This is a genomic window from Neiella holothuriorum, assembly GCF_019457915.1.
Classification (GTDB): domain Bacteria; phylum Pseudomonadota; class Gammaproteobacteria; order Enterobacterales; family Neiellaceae; genus Neiella; species Neiella holothuriorum.
On the sequence record NZ_JAHZSS010000015.1, the window covers coordinates 42,107 to 59,407 of the forward strand.

Annotated in this window: 15 protein-coding genes; 6 read left to right on the plus strand and 9 right to left on the minus strand. The window is 49.0% G+C overall.

Annotated features, from left to right (window positions below; translation table 11 throughout):
- The first annotated feature begins 84 nt into the window (after window positions 1–84).
- From K0504_RS12425 to rlmM, 4 genes are read left to right on the plus strand one after another with little or no spacing between them, the layout of a single operon-like run.
- A complete protein-coding gene (locus K0504_RS12425; protein ID WP_220104517.1) occupies window positions 85–1,017 on the plus strand; it encodes a transcriptional regulator GcvA in 933 nt (310 codons plus the stop codon).
- Complete coding sequence (locus tag K0504_RS12430; RefSeq protein WP_225918124.1) at window positions 1,007–1,606, plus strand: alpha/beta fold hydrolase; 600 nt, start codon at window positions 1,007–1,009, stop codon at window positions 1,604–1,606. The genes K0504_RS12425 and K0504_RS12430 overlap by 11 nt, the downstream gene beginning before the upstream one ends.
- On the plus strand, window positions 1,600–1,965 hold the full coding sequence (locus K0504_RS12435; RefSeq protein ID WP_220104518.1) for a DUF423 domain-containing protein: 366 nt from the start codon (window positions 1,600–1,602) through the stop codon (window positions 1,963–1,965). The genes K0504_RS12430 and K0504_RS12435 overlap by 7 nt, the downstream gene beginning before the upstream one ends.
- The gene (gene rlmM, locus K0504_RS12440) at window positions 1,962–3,074 is read left to right on the plus strand and encodes a 23S rRNA (cytidine(2498)-2'-O)-methyltransferase RlmM (RefSeq protein ID WP_220104519.1); all 1,113 of its coding nucleotides are present in this window, start codon (window positions 1,962–1,964) and stop codon (window positions 3,072–3,074) included. Before K0504_RS12435 ends, rlmM begins: the two co-directional genes overlap by 4 nt.
- Window positions 3,075–3,098: 24 nt before the next feature.
- On the opposite strand, the gene K0504_RS12445 is transcribed toward rlmM, so the two are convergent.
- The 6 genes from K0504_RS12445 to K0504_RS12470 all read right to left on the minus strand — a co-directional run bounded on the left by K0504_RS12445 (window position 3,099) and on the right by K0504_RS12470 (window position 11,701).
- Entirely contained in the window at window positions 3,099–4,835 is a 1,737-nt protein-coding gene (locus tag K0504_RS12445) for an HDOD domain-containing protein (protein ID WP_220104520.1), read from the minus strand.
- Window positions 4,836–4,855: 20 nt separating this feature from the next.
- A complete protein-coding gene (locus K0504_RS12450; RefSeq protein WP_220104521.1) occupies window positions 4,856–5,545 on the minus strand; it encodes an SDR family oxidoreductase in 690 nt (229 codons plus the stop codon).
- Window positions 5,542–6,297: a 5'-3' exonuclease H3TH domain-containing protein gene (locus tag K0504_RS12455; RefSeq protein ID WP_220104522.1), complete on the minus strand. Its 756-nt coding sequence runs from the start codon at window positions 6,295–6,297 to the stop codon at window positions 5,542–5,544. The genes K0504_RS12450 and K0504_RS12455 overlap by 4 nt, the downstream gene beginning before the upstream one ends.
- 3 nt (window positions 6,298–6,300) lie before the next feature.
- Window positions 6,301–7,656 (minus strand): nucleotide 5'-monophosphate nucleosidase PpnN, encoded by a 1,356-nt coding sequence (gene ppnN, locus K0504_RS12460; RefSeq protein WP_220104523.1) that lies wholly within the window; start codon window positions 7,654–7,656, stop codon window positions 6,301–6,303.
- Between the two features lie 33 nt (window positions 7,657–7,689).
- Window positions 7,690–9,198, minus strand: a complete 1,509-nt coding sequence (locus tag K0504_RS12465) for a GGDEF domain-containing protein (RefSeq protein ID WP_220104524.1) — start codon at window positions 9,196–9,198, stop codon at window positions 7,690–7,692.
- A 298-nt stretch (window positions 9,199–9,496) separates the two neighbouring features.
- Window positions 9,497–11,701, minus strand: coding sequence for a tetratricopeptide repeat protein (locus K0504_RS12470; RefSeq protein WP_220104525.1), 2,205 nt, complete (start codon window positions 11,699–11,701; stop codon window positions 9,497–9,499).
- A gap of 80 nt (window positions 11,702–11,781) precedes the next feature.
- Here K0504_RS12470 and K0504_RS12475 point away from each other — a divergent pair, with 80 nt between their 5' ends.
- Window positions 11,782–13,548 (plus strand): M61 family metallopeptidase, encoded by a 1,767-nt coding sequence (locus tag K0504_RS12475; protein ID WP_220104526.1) that lies wholly within the window; start codon window positions 11,782–11,784, stop codon window positions 13,546–13,548.
- A 95-nt stretch (window positions 13,549–13,643) separates the two neighbouring features.
- On the opposite strand, the gene queF is transcribed toward K0504_RS12475, so the two are convergent.
- Window positions 13,644–14,492, minus strand: a complete 849-nt coding sequence (gene queF, locus K0504_RS12480) for an NADPH-dependent 7-cyano-7-deazaguanine reductase QueF (protein ID WP_220104527.1) — start codon at window positions 14,490–14,492, stop codon at window positions 13,644–13,646.
- Window positions 14,493–14,588: 96 nt separating this feature from the next.
- Between queF and syd the strand changes: the two genes are divergently transcribed.
- Window positions 14,589–15,149, plus strand: coding sequence for a SecY-interacting protein (gene syd, locus K0504_RS12485; RefSeq protein WP_220104528.1), 561 nt, complete (start codon window positions 14,589–14,591; stop codon window positions 15,147–15,149).
- On the opposite strand, the gene K0504_RS12490 is transcribed toward syd, so the two are convergent.
- Both K0504_RS12490 and K0504_RS12495 read right to left on the minus strand, forming a co-directional pair.
- Window positions 15,146–15,454: a hypothetical protein gene (locus tag K0504_RS12490; protein WP_220104529.1), complete on the minus strand. Its 309-nt coding sequence runs from the start codon at window positions 15,452–15,454 to the stop codon at window positions 15,146–15,148. The genes syd and K0504_RS12490 overlap by 4 nt on opposite strands.
- 187 nt (window positions 15,455–15,641) lie before the next feature.
- Complete coding sequence (locus K0504_RS12495; protein WP_220104530.1) at window positions 15,642–17,270, minus strand: tetratricopeptide repeat-containing sulfotransferase family protein; 1,629 nt, start codon at window positions 17,268–17,270, stop codon at window positions 15,642–15,644.
- Window positions 17,271–17,301 lie beyond the last annotated feature (31 nt).

A 17,301-nucleotide genomic window follows, 5' to 3' on the forward strand; every position in this document is an offset into this window, starting at 1 on the left:
CCTATTTCATCATTAATCAGTTCTGTTTCGGCAGTCTTTTGCTCTATAATCTCGCCATTAGAAAATGTTATCGGTGAGGTTGCTGTGTCCCGTCGTTTACCACCGCTGAATGCGCTTAAAGCCTTTGAAGCTGCCGCTCGTCATATGAGTTTTACCCGCGCGGCAGAAGAATTGTTTGTGACTCAGGCTGCCGTCAGTCATCAGATCAAAGGGTTAGAAGAATTTTTGGGGCTGAAACTGTTTCGCCGCAAGAATCGTTCGCTATTGCTAACCGAGCAAGGACAGAGCTACTTTCAGGATATTAAGGAAGTCTTTACCCAATTAACAGAAGCGACCGAGCGCGTACTTGCTAGTACTGCGAAAGGTGCGTTGACCATCAGCTTGCCACCAAGTTTTGCCATTCAATGGTTAGTGCCTCGGCTCAATGAATTTCATATGCTCCACCCCGATATTGATGTTCGCATCAAGGCGGTAGACCGTGATGAAGGCTCGTTGGCGGAAGATGTGGACATTGCCATTTACTTTGGCCGAGGCCGTTGGACTGGCGTGGTGGCCGACAAACTGCATGCTGAATTGCTGGTGACCGTCTGTTCGCCACAGCTTTTTGATCAAGGCATTCCGCTGGAATCGCCCGCTGATTTGAAGCGCCATGTGTTGCTCCATGACATTGACCGTAAAGATTGGAAAGCTTGGTTGAAGATGATGAGCATTGAAGGCATCAATGTGAACCAGGGGCCGATATTCAGCCACACGGCAATGGTATTGCAGGCCGCAGTTCACTCGCAGGGAGTGGCATTGGTCAACAGTGTTCTAGCTCAGCCAGAGTTACTCAGTGGGCGCTTGGTGTGCCCATTTACTGAAGCATTAACCAGCCAAGACTCTTACTATCTAGTCTGTGAGCCATCGCAAGCCGATTTGGGCAAAATCAAAGCCTTCCGTGATTGGATGCTAGAGCGAGTTCGCAAAGAGCAGGAATCGATTAAACGCATGACTGGAGCAAATACAGTTGGCGAATAAATCATTTGCTCGTATTTTGCTCGCTCACGGCGCAGGTGCTGGTAGTGACTCGGAGTTTATGCAGCAACTGGCTAACGCGCTAAATCACCATGGCGTGGCGCCTATATTGTTCGACTTTCCATACATGGTCAAAGCGAAAGCGTTGCAGAAGCGACGCCCACCCGATCGTATGCCAATTTTACTGAAAGCGATGACAGATCAAGCGGCTCAGCTGCCAAGCGATCTGCCATTAGTGCTGGCTGGAAAATCGATGGGCGGGCGAGTGGCAACTATGTTGTTAGATGAGCTGGGCGTGCCGGGCATTGCCTATGGTTACCCATTTCACCCTTTGGGTAAGCCGGAAAACTTGCGGGTGGAACACCTGCAAACCATAAATCAACCGCTCCTTGTTCTGCAAGGCGAACGAGATGGTTTTGGCAAACCGGAAGAAGTTGCGGGTTACTCGTTGCCAACGAATGTTGAAGTGTGCTGGCTTGCCGATGGCGATCATAGCTTTAAACCGCGCAAAGCCAGTGGCTACTCTCAGTTGGAACATATTGAATTTGCAGCAAAGCGGAGTGCGCAATTTATCCAGGAGCACCTATGTTAAAGCCATTGGCAGCTGTTGGTGCGTTGCTTTGCCTTTTTGCTGTCGCGTTGGGCGCTTATTCCAGTCACGGCGGCGGCATAAGTGAAGCTGAACGGCGTAGCTTAGAAGTCGCCGTGCGATATCAAATGTGGCATGGATTAGCCATCATACTACTCTCTACTTTGCCCCTTAGCCGGCGTTGGTTAACGGGCATAGGAAGCAGTTTTGTCTTGGCCATTGTGTTGTTTAGCGGCAGCATCTACGGCTTGATATTCGGTCAATGGCACGCCCTTTGGTGGATGACACCTGTTGGCGGTAGCTTGTTGATTGGGTGCTGGGCTGCTCTCATCCTTGGTTGTTATATAGGACAACGCAAATGAAACAGATCATGTTGTACTGCCGGGCAGGTTTCGAAAGCGAAACTGGCGCGGAGTTTGCGGCACTTGCCGAAAAATACGAAAACTGGGGTTATGTTCGCGCCAGCAAAGACAGTGGCTTTGCCATTTATGAAACGTATCAGCAAGAAGATGCCGATGCGCTGTCATTAGTGCCGATCCGGAGCCTGATCTTCGCGCGTCAGTTAATTTTTGGCGATACCATTAATTTTGAGCCGGAAGATCGCGTTGGGCCGATTTTGGCGCAAGTGGCGGAGCTTGGCCCGTTTAGTGAATTGCGTATAGAAACGCTGGATACCAATGACGGTAAATCACTCAATCGCTTGGCTAAAAAATTAAACATTCCGCTTACCAAAGGGTTAGAGAAACAAGATAAGTTGAACCCCAAGGACAATCAGTTACCCGTACTTCATGTGTGTTTAATCGCTGGAACGCAAGCGTTTGTGGGTACCAGTGAGCCGGGTCGTCACAGCCCCTACCTGAACGGTATTATGCGTCTTCGCGTACCGTCTGCAGCACCGAGCCGATCAACACTTAAGCTCGATGAAGCACTACTGTCCTTTTTCTCTGAAGCAGAGTTAAAAGCGCGTATGACGTCGGGCATGAAAGCCATTGATTTAGGTGCTTGCCCCGGCGGCTGGACCTATCAGTTGGTACGCAGAGGTCTATTTGTCACTTCTGTCGATAACGGTTCAATGGCCGAGAGCTTGATGGAAACCGGGCAAGTTAAACATTATCGCGAAGATGGTTTTGGCTTTGATCCAAAGCGCAAACCAGTGGCGTGGATCCAACGCCAATTCGCCAATGGTAAACGATTGCGCTGGCCAGAAAATGCACCTTCAGAGTGGATGGTGTGTGATATGGCGGATAAGCCACGACGAGTGGTTCACATGCTGCTCGAATGGTTTCAGCAGGGCAATACCCGCAATGCTATTGTGAATCTCAAATTGCCAATGAAAGCGCGCTGGGAAGAAGTACAAACCTGCATGAATATTTTGCGTGATGAGTTGCCAACCGGCATGGTGATTAAAGCCAAACACCTGTACCACGATCGCGAAGAAATTACCGTGTTTGTTGGCTACCCGAAAATGTAATCAGCGCTGCCAGCTGTTCGCTATCTAACCATTTGGTAGCGGACAGAAGGCACTACCACAAGCCAACACGGCATCGCGTGCTTCATTGAATTGCTTGTTACTGATGTCTAGTCGGGTCATGAGCGCGGTGCGTTCATTCCAATCACTTTCTTTATTGAGCAACTGAATCATCAAGTGCCCCGCCAGGACTAATAAATAGTATGGGTGGCGAGATTTGAGCGGCACCTCTTCTGGCAGGTATTCGTCGGCAAAAACTTCTAATGATTGCAGTAAGTTAAACGGAAGTTTCCATTGCCGAGCGGCATTTAACCCCTTTTCTGCCAGCTCTGCAGCTGGCGTTGCTGATAGCAGCTCAAAGACGCTGTATAGCTCTAACTCATTCTGTTGGCGATCTTTCAATTGAATTCGGTTGCTCATTTCTTCATCCGAAAACCAGCCCGCGACGGCGAATGTCGCCAGCGTACGAGCTTGTTCTGGCATCATAAAATAGCTTTGGGTAGCGAGCTGCGCGGCACATTCGGCAAACAGATCAACGTACTGGTAAACCCAATGATCCATCGGAAATCGCCGCTGCTGGCATTGGCCTAATAAGTCGCTCCGCAGCAACATTGGTGCTAACCGGTCGAGCCCAATCATCATGATGGCGTGTTTAATGGCACGAGTCGGTTTTGCTGTATCGATTTCGCGATTAGCCATCTTAAACAGCGTTTCGGTCAGCAACGGCTCTGACTCAATGTATTCCGATATCTTGGTGATATTTGGATTTTCTTGATTGAGCAATTGGCTGAGTTTTACTTTCAGTGCACTGGGTTCAAGAGTTGGCTCTGGCCAATTTTTGCTGAGACTATTGCTCATTTGGCGATGCCCCTCGAGCCAAAGTTCGAGCAAGTCCATTTTGTCGACTTTGAGCATTGGGTAGACACGCGCAATGTCATGAGCCATCAGCTTAATGACTTCAACCCCTTTCACACCTTGGCGTGAATAGTGTTTTACCGCCCAGACGTAGTTGCTAACCGGTTTACGAACGACTAACGCAATGCCGCCACGCTTCAAGCCTAATTGCGCACCAACCGGGAGCGGCTGGAATAACTCACACAAGGCGTTTAAATGACTGCGGTGATAGCAATGACGGCGCCAATATAATCGCGCCATGACGGTTTCTGGTGCGATGCCTTGACGCTTTGCCGTTGGCATCAACAACTCTAAGGCGTCGGAAACCAAACCTAATAAAGGTGCCGTGGCCAATAACGCATTGCCATGAATTCGGCTTGGAAAACCAGAGCCATTGAGGCGTTCATGGTGTTGCAACACGTGGCTCAGCCAAATGCTGTCAGTCACCCCGCGCTTGCGCAATAACGCAAAACTCAATACTGGGTGCTTGCGCCATCGTGTTTTAAGATCTGCACTGAATTTTCCTGTCGTGACACGAGCCTGAATGATGTCCTGTACTGACAGATCCATGGTAATTGCCGCACAGACTAAACGTCGGGCAATGGTTTCTTGAAAGCCAAGTTTATGGGCGAGTAGGGCTGTTAGGCTGCCGGCTTTAACGATCCACTGAGCGGCTGGTTGATAGCGATTGCTGAAGATCGTCAATAGCGAATGAGACAGCGGACTGTCGTTAGCCGCTGTGGTACATAGTTTGGCACTGAGGCGGCCAGCTATTGCCACTAAATCGGCTTTTTCAGGCATAGCTGCAGCAACCAGTAACTCTTGGGCTAGCTGGTGGGTGTCAGATATGTACTTGCCGATATCGTCCATTCAATTGCTCTAACGTTGTGTTACCAAGGAATTGGGGCGCCATCATAATTAATGAACTGGCCGCTGTCACCGAGCTTTAACTGTTCTATCACCTTGGTCATACCTGCCACCGACTGCTCCGTGGTGATCATGGCATTAGGCCCGCCCATATCCGTTTGTACCCAGCCTGGATGCAAGGTCACGATGGCTAGCTCATCGTCATACCAATCATGGGCTAATGATTTAACCGCGGCATTAAGTGCGGCTTTAGCACTGCGATACATATAGCTACCGCCGGATTGGTTGTCGGAGATACTGCCCATTTTGCTGCTAATAAAGGCCACTTTACTGGCTGCTTTCAAGCTCGGCTTGAGCGCACGCGTAACCAGTAGCGGGGCAATGGTATCGATGTGCAGTACATCGAGCCAATCGTCTGTGGTGACTTGTTCAAATGAAGCACCTTTCGGGCCATAAATGCCGGCGTTGTTAACCAATACGTCGATTTTGTTGGAGCCAAGTCGTTTGGCAAGTGCTTCAATTTGCTTGTGGTCTGCTATATCTAATGGCTCGACCGAAAGTTCTGCGTATTGCTGAGCCAACTCTGTGAGTGCCGTGGCTTGCGCTGGCTGACGGCAGCAAGCAATAACTTGCCAACCGGCTGCTAAGTAATGCTTGCAGAATTGAAGGCCGATGCCACGGTTAGCGCCGGTAATTAAAACGGATTGGGTCATGGGGTATACCGTAAATCTGAAAGTTTAAAGCCAAGTTCACACTCGGTATTTAAAGTCACTAATTGTTGAAATATAGCGACTAAATGTTGTTCTTGCTGCCAGCTTTTTTGTTTGGCCGGCGCTAACGTCGTGGGGTCGTCATCATTGAGGATAAAAGCCTTCGCCGTTGCTGGCCCAAAGCCACTGATGCCCGGAATATCACTGCTTGATTCGCCGGTCAGGGCTTTATATTTCGGCCATTGCTGCTGGTGAATGCCAAATTTCTGTTGGTAATGTTCGGGCGTCAACCACTGCTTGGCAAAGCAGTCGTATTGGTGAATGTGCTCATTCAACAATTGATAAAAGCCTTGATCCGTTGACACGATATGAACCATTACCTGATGCTTAGTCGCTTTCACCGCTAATGTTGCAATGACATCGTCAGCCTCATCAGACTGTGGTAACACGCTATCGATTCCCGCTTGCAGCCAATATTCTTGTACCTCATCTAAGCCATCTGCCAATGTTGCAGGTAGAGGCTTTCGACTAGCTTTGTAACTTGGCCATAGCTGATGACGCCAGCCGGGTTGCAGCCCATCAAATACGGCTACAGCATGACTGGCATGTTGCTGTTGGAGTAGCCGATGGAGCTGTTTGAGAGACTGTATCTTTAAACGCTCAATGGCATCATCGGTATGTTCTATTGCCGCATAGGTGCGGCGTAATAGGTTCATCGCATCAATGAGAACCAAGACTGGCGTTGTTTGGCTCATCAGTTAGGTTTGCACCGTGTAGCAAGGGTGATATTCGGAGCCCGGCAATTTCATGCGGCCCTGGCCAACAAAAGCTTGCAGCAGTTTGTCGAGTCGCTTCATCAGATCTTTTTCGCCATGTAAGGCAAATGGGCCGTGTTTCTCAATAGCACGTATGCCTGCTTCTTTTACGTTGCCAGCAACAATACCGGAAAAGGCTTTACGCAGGGCAGATGCGAGTGCTGCTGATGATTGGTTATGATGCAAATTCAACTGCGACATACAGTCGTGATTAGGCTCGAATGGAAGTTGAAACTCCGGCTCAATATGCAATGACCAGTTAAAGTGATACGCATCGCCAAGTGCTTTTCGATGCAATCGAACATCTTGCATTGTATCGCTGATGTAACGTGCCACGGCAACTGGATCATCAATGATAATTTTGTAGCGTTGTTGCGCTTCGGGGCCAAGCGTATCGCCAATGAACTGATCGATGTGCTCGAAGTATGGCGCGGCGCTCTGAGGGCCGGTCAATACCACGGGTAATGGTTCATTGGCATTGTTGGGGTGGAGTAAAATGCCGAGTAGGTACAGTAATTCTTCAGCTGTGCCAACGCCGCCAGGGAAAATGATGACACCATGACCCAAACGCACAAACGCTTCGAGGCGTTTTTCAATGTCGGGCATGATCACGAGTTCATTAACGATGGGGTTGGGCGGCTCCGCAGCAATAATGCTGGGCTCCGTTAAACCTAAATATCGGCAATTGCTGCGACGCTGTTGAGCGTGCCCAATGGCGGCGCCCTTCATCGGACCTTCCATCGCTCCGGGGCCACAACCGGTGACAATATTTAACTCTCGTAAGCCTAATTGGTAACCCACTGAGCGGGTATACGAAAACTCTTCTTCCCCAATGGAGTGGCCGCCCCAGCAAACAATCATGTTTGGATCGGCCTGCGAATGGATAGCGCGAGCATTACGTAGAATATCGAAAACGACGTGAGTGACATGGGTGGAGCTGGTGAGATTGATGAGACGATTATTTTGGTATTGATTTTCAACGTACAGAATATCACGCAGAACCGAGAACAAGTGTTCTTGAATTCCTCGGATCAGCTCGCCATCAACGAATGATTGATCAGGCGGATTCAATAGTTCGAGCTTAATGCCGCGCTCTCGGCGCAGCACATTGATATCAAAACTCTTGTAGCTATCTAAAATTTCTCGACTGTTATCGGTTTGCGCACCCACATTTAACACGGCTAAACAGCAGTTTCTAAACAGGCGATATAAGTCGGATGTAGATGTTTGCTTGAGTCGGTCAACTTCCAGTTGAGACAACAGATCCATTGATCCGACAGGATTAATTTGGGTGATCATAAGCTAGGCCTTAACGAACGACGACTGATTGAGTTACTCGGCGGTAACCACCTGGTTTCTGCCTTGGCTTTTGGCTTGATACAACGCGTTGTCTGCACGATCAAAAAGAGCAATGCGAGACTCTGGCGCGGCCATCTGAGCGACACCAATGGACATGGTGACGTTTAACTTCTGCCCTTTATAAATGAATGGTATGGAAGCAATTTTATTGCATAGTTTTTGCAACACGGGTAGTGAGGATGTTTGTGTCTGTTGCGGCAGCAATACCACAAATTCTTCGCCGCCATAACGAGCAACAAAGTCGGTTGTGCGTAACCATTGTTTGAGCAGTTTACCAACGGCGCTTAAGGTTTTGTCACCAGCAACGTGGCCATGGTTGTCGTTGATTGACTTGAAGTGATCCAAATCCATCACGGCGATGGTGAGTGGCACTTCGTAGCGCTGAGCACGTTCAAATTCAATTTCAAAACGTTCATCGAAAGCGGCACGGTTTTTCAAACCGGTCAGGCTATCGACATATAATTTGTGGCGCTGCTCTTCGAGTCGAGTTTGGTAATCTTTTGATTCGCTTTCAAGTTCGCTCAATCGAGAACTCATTTGTTGCAGGCTTTGTTGCAACTGGTGCTCTAAATCAGAGTCAGAAGACCGTTTGGCGAGCAGCTGATTAATCGATTCGAGGCGAGAAGCAATCTGCACTTTCAGCGGCTCGAGTTTATCGCTGCTATCCACATCTTTTGACAGCTCGGATAATTGCTCGCGGATCTTTTGCTCGGTTTCGAGCTGAATTCGATTGAGTTTATCGGAGGTTGAGACTGAATGCTCAAGGGCTTGGTTGATGCGATCCAAGCTGTTATTCAAGAGTTTTAGGAATTTCTCTGAGCCATTTCGCTCACTGCGCACCGCTTCAACAATGATCTTCATTGAGTCGATGCATATGGTTACTAGCTGTTCAGCGTCTGATGCGTTACCCAGCGCTGCGCGCTGCTGCTTAATTGCATTCGCCGCATCGGAATCAAAATCAAATTCAGACAGCATATTCATCAGCGAGTTGCTGAGATTATGAATATTGCTCGACAGGGTTTCTGGCTCGATGCCTTTTTGCTGCTGCAAATGCTTCAAGGTTTGACTGTACAGATCGGCCAAGGTTGTGAGGTGAGGCAACAGGTGAGTCAGCGTATTTTCAGGCAGCTGTGACTGCTCAATAACCGTTCTGAGTTGGCGGCGGGTTTCTGGTTCTAAACCACGAGCACGCTGTAACGTCGAGCAGGAGTCAAAGAAGCTCTGTTTGGCAGCGGTCAAATCCGCTTCAGTGCGAGCAGTTACTTGCTGCAGTAAGGTATCGACTTGACTCGTTAACGGCTTAATGTTGTCGAGATCGACATTTTCCTTCAGCGATGTTCTTAACTTGGCTAGCTTGTTGTCGAGTTCCGGTAATTGGCCTTTGCATGTGTGTGACATGCGTTCAATTAAACGGCTTAGCACCTCTCGGTGATTCAGGAACTTAGACTCTAATTCCTTGTAAGCTTTGTTAAGATCCTTCAATGCGTTAACTCCTGAGAGAAGGTTTAGGCCTCCGGCCTGTTAAAGTTATCAAGCTCTATTCTAGAACTTGTTGCGTCAACGTACATCCAAACTTTGCAAATTTACGGCTGTTAACTGTCTTGGCGCACAAAATTTGGATGTCACTTCGGAGTCGATGGCTAGGGGTGGCTTAAATTTAGCCAGTTTGTCGCAAATTATCGTGAGTTGGATTGATGCTGGGCGCCAAAAGTTCAATGTCCTTGGCGCACGAGTTAAACGCCTTGTCTCGTCGAGCTAGTTATTTTCTCGCAAAACAACGCTATGACTCATGCCAGTTGACCTCGCTTTTATCGAAATTCGATAACACGCGAATGAATCCCTTGTTAATACCCAATAAGGTATTTTCGCGAGCGCGTGAATGGAACAAGCTGACAGGCGCTGCCTCAATGGCTTCTAATCCAATCCAAGCGTCTTGCTCATGTCGGTTAGTTAAATCCATTGCTGCAGATAATGCGAGCAGCAACATTTCACTGGCCGCATTGGCGTTTACCGCTTTACTATTTTTCTGCGTGAAGGGGTAATGCATCATGGCAACGCTCAGCGGTAAGCCTGAAGTCACGCCCGGCGGTGCAAAACCATGCAAGGTGTCGATCACCCGCTCTGCACTCGAGTTTAAGTTGGTGCCCGGTAAAATAACCGCAATGATGTCATCTCGCGGTTGGAATAGGGTGGGGTCGGCAAATCGGCTACGCAAAAACTGGCCATATTTCATTTCAATTTTTCGAGCACTTTCATAACCGTTGCGTTGGTATAAATTGGCCAGCATAGGAACGTGAATCAAGGCCAGTAACTTGCCCGGAGGATGCTCGCCAACCGTGCCGGATGCATACCAATTCTCTTGTTGGCGTTGTAGTTTGAGTGTTTCTTTCACTAGCACAGGTAACAGCATGCGACCATTGCCCAAACCGGTGAATTGCGTGTGTACGGCATCATGTTCGGCCTCTCGGAGGTTTTGCCGTTGCACTCTCAGTTTGCGCCATTGGCTAAGAATAGAGCCGACCGCTAGTACTGCAATGACGAGCAGAGCACTGGCGTAATTGAGGTAGCGTTCGGACAGAACTGACTTTTCTTGGGCCTGTTGTTTGCTTTTGGTCAGCTGCTTTTTCAGAAGCTGGAGCTGATGGGAGCTTTGCACTTGATTGACGCGCTGGTGGACATTAGAGCTCATATTCTGACGCAAGTATTCGAGTTCTTCGGTCATTAGCTCACTGGCAGATTGAAACTCTTGTTGCTCCAGCAGAAGCTCGATGAGGGTATTGCGAACTCGAACATCAAAGTCGGTATTGGTTTGGAGTTGCGGCGTGGCGTCTCGGAGCAGTTCGATCGCTTGTTTCGTTAGGCCTCCGGCATGCAACAGCTTCGCATTCAGTACTGCCAAATTGAGCAATGCTTGTTCATCGTGTAGTTGGCGGTACAGTAATTTAGCTTGCTGGAAATATTCGTTGGCTTTGACGAGCTCGTCGAATTGGCGATAGACATCAGCAATTTGTGCGCTGATATTTGCAACCCCTTTGGCATTATTTAGCGCTTGGTTGAGGTTGAGCGCGTTGAGATAAATAGCCATGGCTTGGTTTAGCTGGTCGTTGCTATGGTAAAGCTCTCCAAGAAGGGTAAGGGTGCGCGCGGCTTGCACGGCATCATTCAGCCGTTGGTAGTGTTCGACGGCTTGCTCTAAATTCCCAACCGCCTCTTTAATGCGTCCTTGGCGCTGGTAAACCATTCCGATATTCACCAAGGCTTTGGTTATTAAATGCTCGTCACGCTGTTGTTCAGAGATGTCTAACGCCTGATAAAAGGCCTCAATGGCAAGATCGAGTTGCTGCAATCCAAGTTGACTTTCTCCGAGCAAAAACATCGCATTTGATACCAGCCACGGCATTTGCTGCGCCTCAGATAACACCAAGGTGGTTTCCGCTGATTCGATGGCATTGATATATTGCATGCGGCTTAATTGCAGTTGCCCGCGCAATAAATAAAGGTGGGCCAGCAAAACGGTGTGTAAGTGTTCGTCAGCCACAGACTGGCTGGTAAGAATCGTTAACGCTTGCTCTAATTGTCGCTCGCTATGTTGCAATAACTGGCGTCGTACCAGTGAATCACGAGCAAGGTGGTAATAGCCTTCTGATTCCAATAATGGCATTTTTAGCATTATGGCCAAATCAATGACCAGTTGGGCATACTGAACCGAGTCCGTTTGGTTGGTATTGAGCGAGGTACCTCGTAAGTAAACCAGGGCGGCTTGAGCCACTTGCTGACGTTCAGTGGCCGACAAATCAATTAATGATTGCGCGTCAAAGGTAGGCAGTGATTGATTAACGAATGCTTTCCCTGCATTGATAATCGATTGTTCGGACGGATGCCATTGCTGTTGATACAATGCGCTCCACTGAATAGCTTCAGATGCCTTGACCGATAGCGGAAAAAACAACAATACAACCGTTAGCATCCGTGCAATTTGGGTCATGGCATCAACATGTATAGCAGTTAAATTAGTGCTGTTCAGTGTAACTAACTAATGCCGATAGAAACAGGTTTCCAATTCGTATGTTGAACAAAATCTTAGTGTTACTCACATTCCTTGTGACATTTTCCAGTTGGGGTCAAACTTTAGTTCGCCTAACTCCCGTCGCGCCTCAGCAGCATTTATTGCAAGTTGAGCTGATTATGCAGCAAGTCCCAAACGATACCGTCACGATGACGATGCCAATCTGGCGCACCGGGCGTTATCAGCAGCTCGACTTTGCTCATGCCATGACCAACCTTGAAGCCGCGGATAGCGCGGGTAACAAGCTTGAAGTGACGGCTTTGTCCGATCATCAATGGCAACTGAAGGCGCCGAAATCGGGCGAGCTAGTCGTTCGTTATCAATTAACCGCCGATGAGTTAGCGATGAGAACGCGGCACCTTGATGAGTCTCACTTGTTTGCTGACTTTGCATCCGTGGTGTTAGCCGTTGATGGCATGCAACAACATCCGTATGAAGTTGAATTAATTGCCCCTAAGCATTGGCAAATCCGTTCCGGACTGGCACCAGCAGAGCGCCCAAACGTACTGCTGGCTCGCGATTACCAAACGTTGATTGACTCACCGATTGAAGCCGGAGAACATGAGCTACGCACCTTTTATTACCAAGGCGCGCTATTTGAGCTTGTTGTGTGGGGGCATACGCCGGCTGATTTAGACCAACTCAATGACGACATTAAGAAGCTCGTCGTGGCTGCATATGAGTTGTGGGGCAAATTCCCATTTGAGAAATACGTATTCATGGTGCATGCCACGGACAATATTCGCGGCGGTACGGAACATCTTAATTCCACCATCATGCAATGGGATCGCTTTAAGTTTAATAAAGAAGACGATTACATGGCGTTCTTGGGCTTGGTTGCCCACGAGTTTGTCCATACGTGGAATGTTAAGGCGTATCGCCCTGCGGCGTTTGTACCTTACGACTTAACCGAGCGCCATCACTCAACCTTACTATGGCTTGCAGAAGGTTCAACGAGCTACCTGCAAGACAAGTTGTTGCTCAAGTCAGGCTTGATTGATAACGACAAATATTATCAGCGCATCGCTAAACGTCTTGCACAACACCAAGCAACGCCTGGAGGCTTCCATCAATCGGTTGCCGATGCTAGCTGGTATAGCTGGAATCAGCGTTCGGGCCAACATCGTCACAATTGTGATGCCAACATCTATCAAGAAGGTTATGCCGCAACGTTAGCGCTGGATTTGTGGATGCTAGAACACTCAGCTAAACGCCATGGCGTGGCCGCACTGCATCGCCAACTGTATGAACAGTACAGCTTGCCAAACGGCTTGACCGTAGGGCAGGTACAAACGGCAATTCAAGCGTTAGTTGATCCTGATGCTGATGTAATCGGCTGGTGGCAGCAACATGTTGACTCGCCATTAGCGGTGGATTGGGAGCGACTGTTGGCAAATGTAGGGCTGACCATTGAGCCCAAAAAAGAGACTGTTTTCCATATTGGAGCGAGCATAAAGCCGGTGCCAGAAGGCTTGTCTGTTTCGAATGTGAGTCAAAACAGTGCCGCATGGGAAGCTGGCTTGACCGCCGGCGACCGTATTGTGGCCGTTGATGGCTTTGCCGTGAATGAAGATAACTATACCCGCATGCAGCATAGCTGGGCCGCCGGCCAGACCTTAGAATTACATTTGTTCCGTCAAGGTATTCTCACAAAGCGGACGTTAACGTTAGCTGAGCCCACTCTGCATATTCACAAGTTAGCCGAAGATGAAAGCGCATCAAGCGCGGATGAAAAATGGCGTAAAGCTTGGTTGGATAACCGTTAAGGAAGTTAGCTGGGCGTGGCTCAGGAGGTCAAAAAACTTCCTGAGCCTTGCTGAAATCTGCTAACTGCCCGCTCTAGGAACTAGCGAATCGCCGATTATTGGCGAGCGAGTCGGAACGGCGCAGGCTCCGCTTCAAAATTTGAACGAAACGGATTGATGTCGAGACCACCACGGCGAGTATAACGGGCCAATACCGACAGTTTTTCCGGCTTACAAAACTGCATGATGTCGGTAAAAATTCGTTCGACACATTGTTCATGAAATTCGTTGTGCTGCCGAAACGAAATCAGATAGCGCAGCAGGGCTTCGTGGTTGATCTGACGGCCCTCATAACGGATCTGGACAGAGCCCCAATCCGGTTGGTTGGTGATCAAACAGTTTGATTTGAGCAAATGGCTGACCAAGGTTTCTGACACCACAGGGCCATCCGCGGCAGCTTCTAGTAGCTTGTTATTGAAGTCAAAGTTTTCGATTTCAATATCGAGTTCATCAATGCAGGCGCCTGAAAACTCCGTCAACGGGAATTGCTGGAACTGCTCCGGCGTTAACAGCGACACTTTAACATCGCCACCAGCGCAACCCGACAAATCGATGCTCATCTGCGCTTGAACGGCGTCAATACTGTCAAAACGGCTTTGATTAAAGCTGTTTAAGTAGAGCTTAAACGATTTTGACTCAATCAAATTGGGGCTGGTGCAGGGTAATTTAAACAGCCCGATAGCCACCATCGGCTTGCCTTTAAGATTTAGCCAACTCACTTCATAACCAGTCCAATCATCGCAGCCATGGAACGGTAACTCATGATCTCGAATACTAATGCTATCGCGGTTTAATGAGCGAGGTACGGCTTGCAATTGGCTGGCATCGTATTGCTCTGGGTAACTTGTGTGTTGGCCGAGGCCAAGCCCTTCCAGTTCGGGGGCATCTTGATAAAGTTTGCTCATGGCTGTGGTTGCTACGGGTTGATTGAAAGAGGGTCTTAAAAAGAGTCGCCATAGTGTATACCATGATGCCCCACAATAGCCTTACGGAACCTTATTATGTTGCCTTCGACTCCCATTGCTAATGCGCTTGTGGATTTAATTCAACGCTATCAAGCGCTTTACCTGCAAGAAAATGCTAAGCCTTCGATGGTTGATGTAGAGGAAGACTGGCTATCACCCTGCTTGCCGGAAGGAGCTGAAGAGGGCGAACAGGTCAGCTGGCAACCTCATGTACGTGCTAACGATGACCAGTTTGCCGAACTAGAAAGCGCCGTGGGTGTGGATTTACATCCAGATGGCAAAGCCTACTGGAACAGTTTGTTTAGTGCCGGCATTTATATCCAAACTGAGATTGGTGCGGTTGAGTTGTTGCAACCATGGAATAACGACGACTATGTGCGTTTTCTGCAAAACTTAACGGGCCACTTGCTCACGCAACAACGCTTTAAGCTCGAGCCGAGTATTTTTATTGGCGTGTCACTAAACTCAGAGCATGTGGTGTCGGTCGCTGATGATGGCAGTGTGGTTGTTGAGTTGCCGGGGCGTAAGCCCAATCAGCAGTTGGCGCCAAACCTAGCCGAGTTTTTACAACAAGCCACGCCTGTCATTCTGGATTAACTGCCGCGCAATTCGCTAATTTGCTGTTGCAGTGAAATGACTTGCTGCTGCAGCTGCTTAACGGCAGTGGTTAACTGCTCTGGGCTGAGGGTTTCTAGTGCCGGCTGCTCCGATGCTTTTGACACAACTTTGCGTGCAGATTCTGATTCTTGCCCAGCTTGCTGGGCGGCTTTGACTGCCGGCATGAGTACGGCCAATGGCACGGGGCTAGACAAATAACGTTTGACGCGCGCGACGGTGGGTTCTTGGTGATCGGCGCGAATGCGGGCAACAGCTTCGTCAACGATAGCTTGATAATCAGGCATGACAGTTCTTTATTGGCTTACAAAACGCCAGTTTACCCAACTCCTGCTAAAACGGCGAGCCTCGCTATTTAGACCGCGAAAATAAAATCCCATCCGCAGGCGGCGCATCGTTCAACCGTGTTGCCATCACAAAGTTATTTTAAAACAGGCTGGCCGCGACAGAAACCGCTCTACTATTTGTGGTCGATTAGTCGACGATAATTTGGTGCTGTTGCAACAGCTGTTGCAGCGCTTGAGTTTGTTGTTCATAGCGCTTCCATCGACCGATTGAACGGCTGTTGATGGGTTGCCGCACTTGTACCGCGCTGGCTGTCGAAACGGGGGATTCATTGAGGTGAAAGTCAATACATTGCGGCTCAAATTCCAACTCACAATGCGCTAATATTCGGCGGATTTCTGTTTCAGGGTTTGCTACCAGCGATTCATAGTGAACGCGTAGCAAACGATCGCCTAGCTGTTGTTGCCAAAAGTTCATCAGGCGGCGGAATTGCAGATAGAAGCGGCCGGTATCGAGTAAGTCGTAGGAGTAATTGTAGTAGCTGAAATTCAACGCAAATAGCTGGCGGAAATTACTGACGCAGGTGTCCATCGGGTTGCGGTCCAACCAAATCAACTTGGCACTCGGTAGCGCGCGAGCAATTAAACCAAGGTAGAAGAAATTCAATGGCATTTTGTCGGTAAAGTGTGGCGTTTGACCGGTTTGAGGCCGGGTACTTTGCAGATAGCGTTCGCCAATCAATGCCGGATCGAGTGAGCTCGCTTGGGCGATAGTTTGAGGATCTAATACTCGGTTCGATGGCGTTGCGCTGGCACGTTTTAACTCAATGCCAAAATTCTGTAATTCGCCTGCTGTCATCACCTTGGAGTGACTGGAAATAATGCGATCAACCAGAGTGGTGCCAGAGCGAGGCATGCCCGTAATGAAAATCGGCTCCGCCGTGTTGTAGCCTTGTGCCACTGCTTCTTGTTGTTGCTCAAAAGCCGCGATGACGGCGTCGAATAAAGCCTGATCATCTTGGCTTTGATAATTCAGCTGTTGTTTTTTCTGCTGGTTGCCCTGAGTGAGGGCGTCAAATGCCGCAGGGTATTGGCCAAGCGCCTCGTATTCTTTTAGTAGGGCGTGCCCCAAATGGACCTGGCCATCAACTGATTGACAGGCCGCCCGTGTTTTTAGCAGCCGTTCAATATGATTTTGCTGTTCGCTAAGGTCGCCAAGATCGCTCAGTGATGAATGGGCCGCATAGTGATGAGGCTGAAGCGCAATGACTTTTTCATAGGCATGACGCGCTTGCTCAAAGTTGCCGTTAAAGCGGGCGGAGGCGGCTAGATTAAACCAGTAACTAGCTTGATTGGGGCGCAGCTGACAGACCTTTTCGAACAGGTCAGCAGCCTGTCGATGTTGACCTAAGCGGCTGTAGACTACACCGATTGTATCTAGGGTTACAGCGTCACTTGCTGACACCAGTTGCTGCGCTTTTTCGGCACTAGCGGTAGCCTCCGACGGGTGATTTAGCAGGGCGAGTATTTTCGCATGCTGAGCTTGATATTCGGCATTATTCGACACCAAGGCCAATGCTTGTTCAACCAATTGCAACGACTTATTCATTTGACCCATTGCTGCGGCAATCATACCGAGCAAAAAATAGCTGTCAGCATGCTGGGGCTGCTGTTGCAAGATCTGCAAGCAATATTGATGGGCGGCTTTGAAGTTTTGTTGGTTCAGCGCTTGTTGCGCAGCTTTGTGGAGTTGTTCTACCGAGGGCATTGAGGTCACGGGGTTACCAGACAACCAGAAAATCTGAAGGAATTGTGGCATAACAGCAGGGGGCTTGATACCCCCTGCTGTT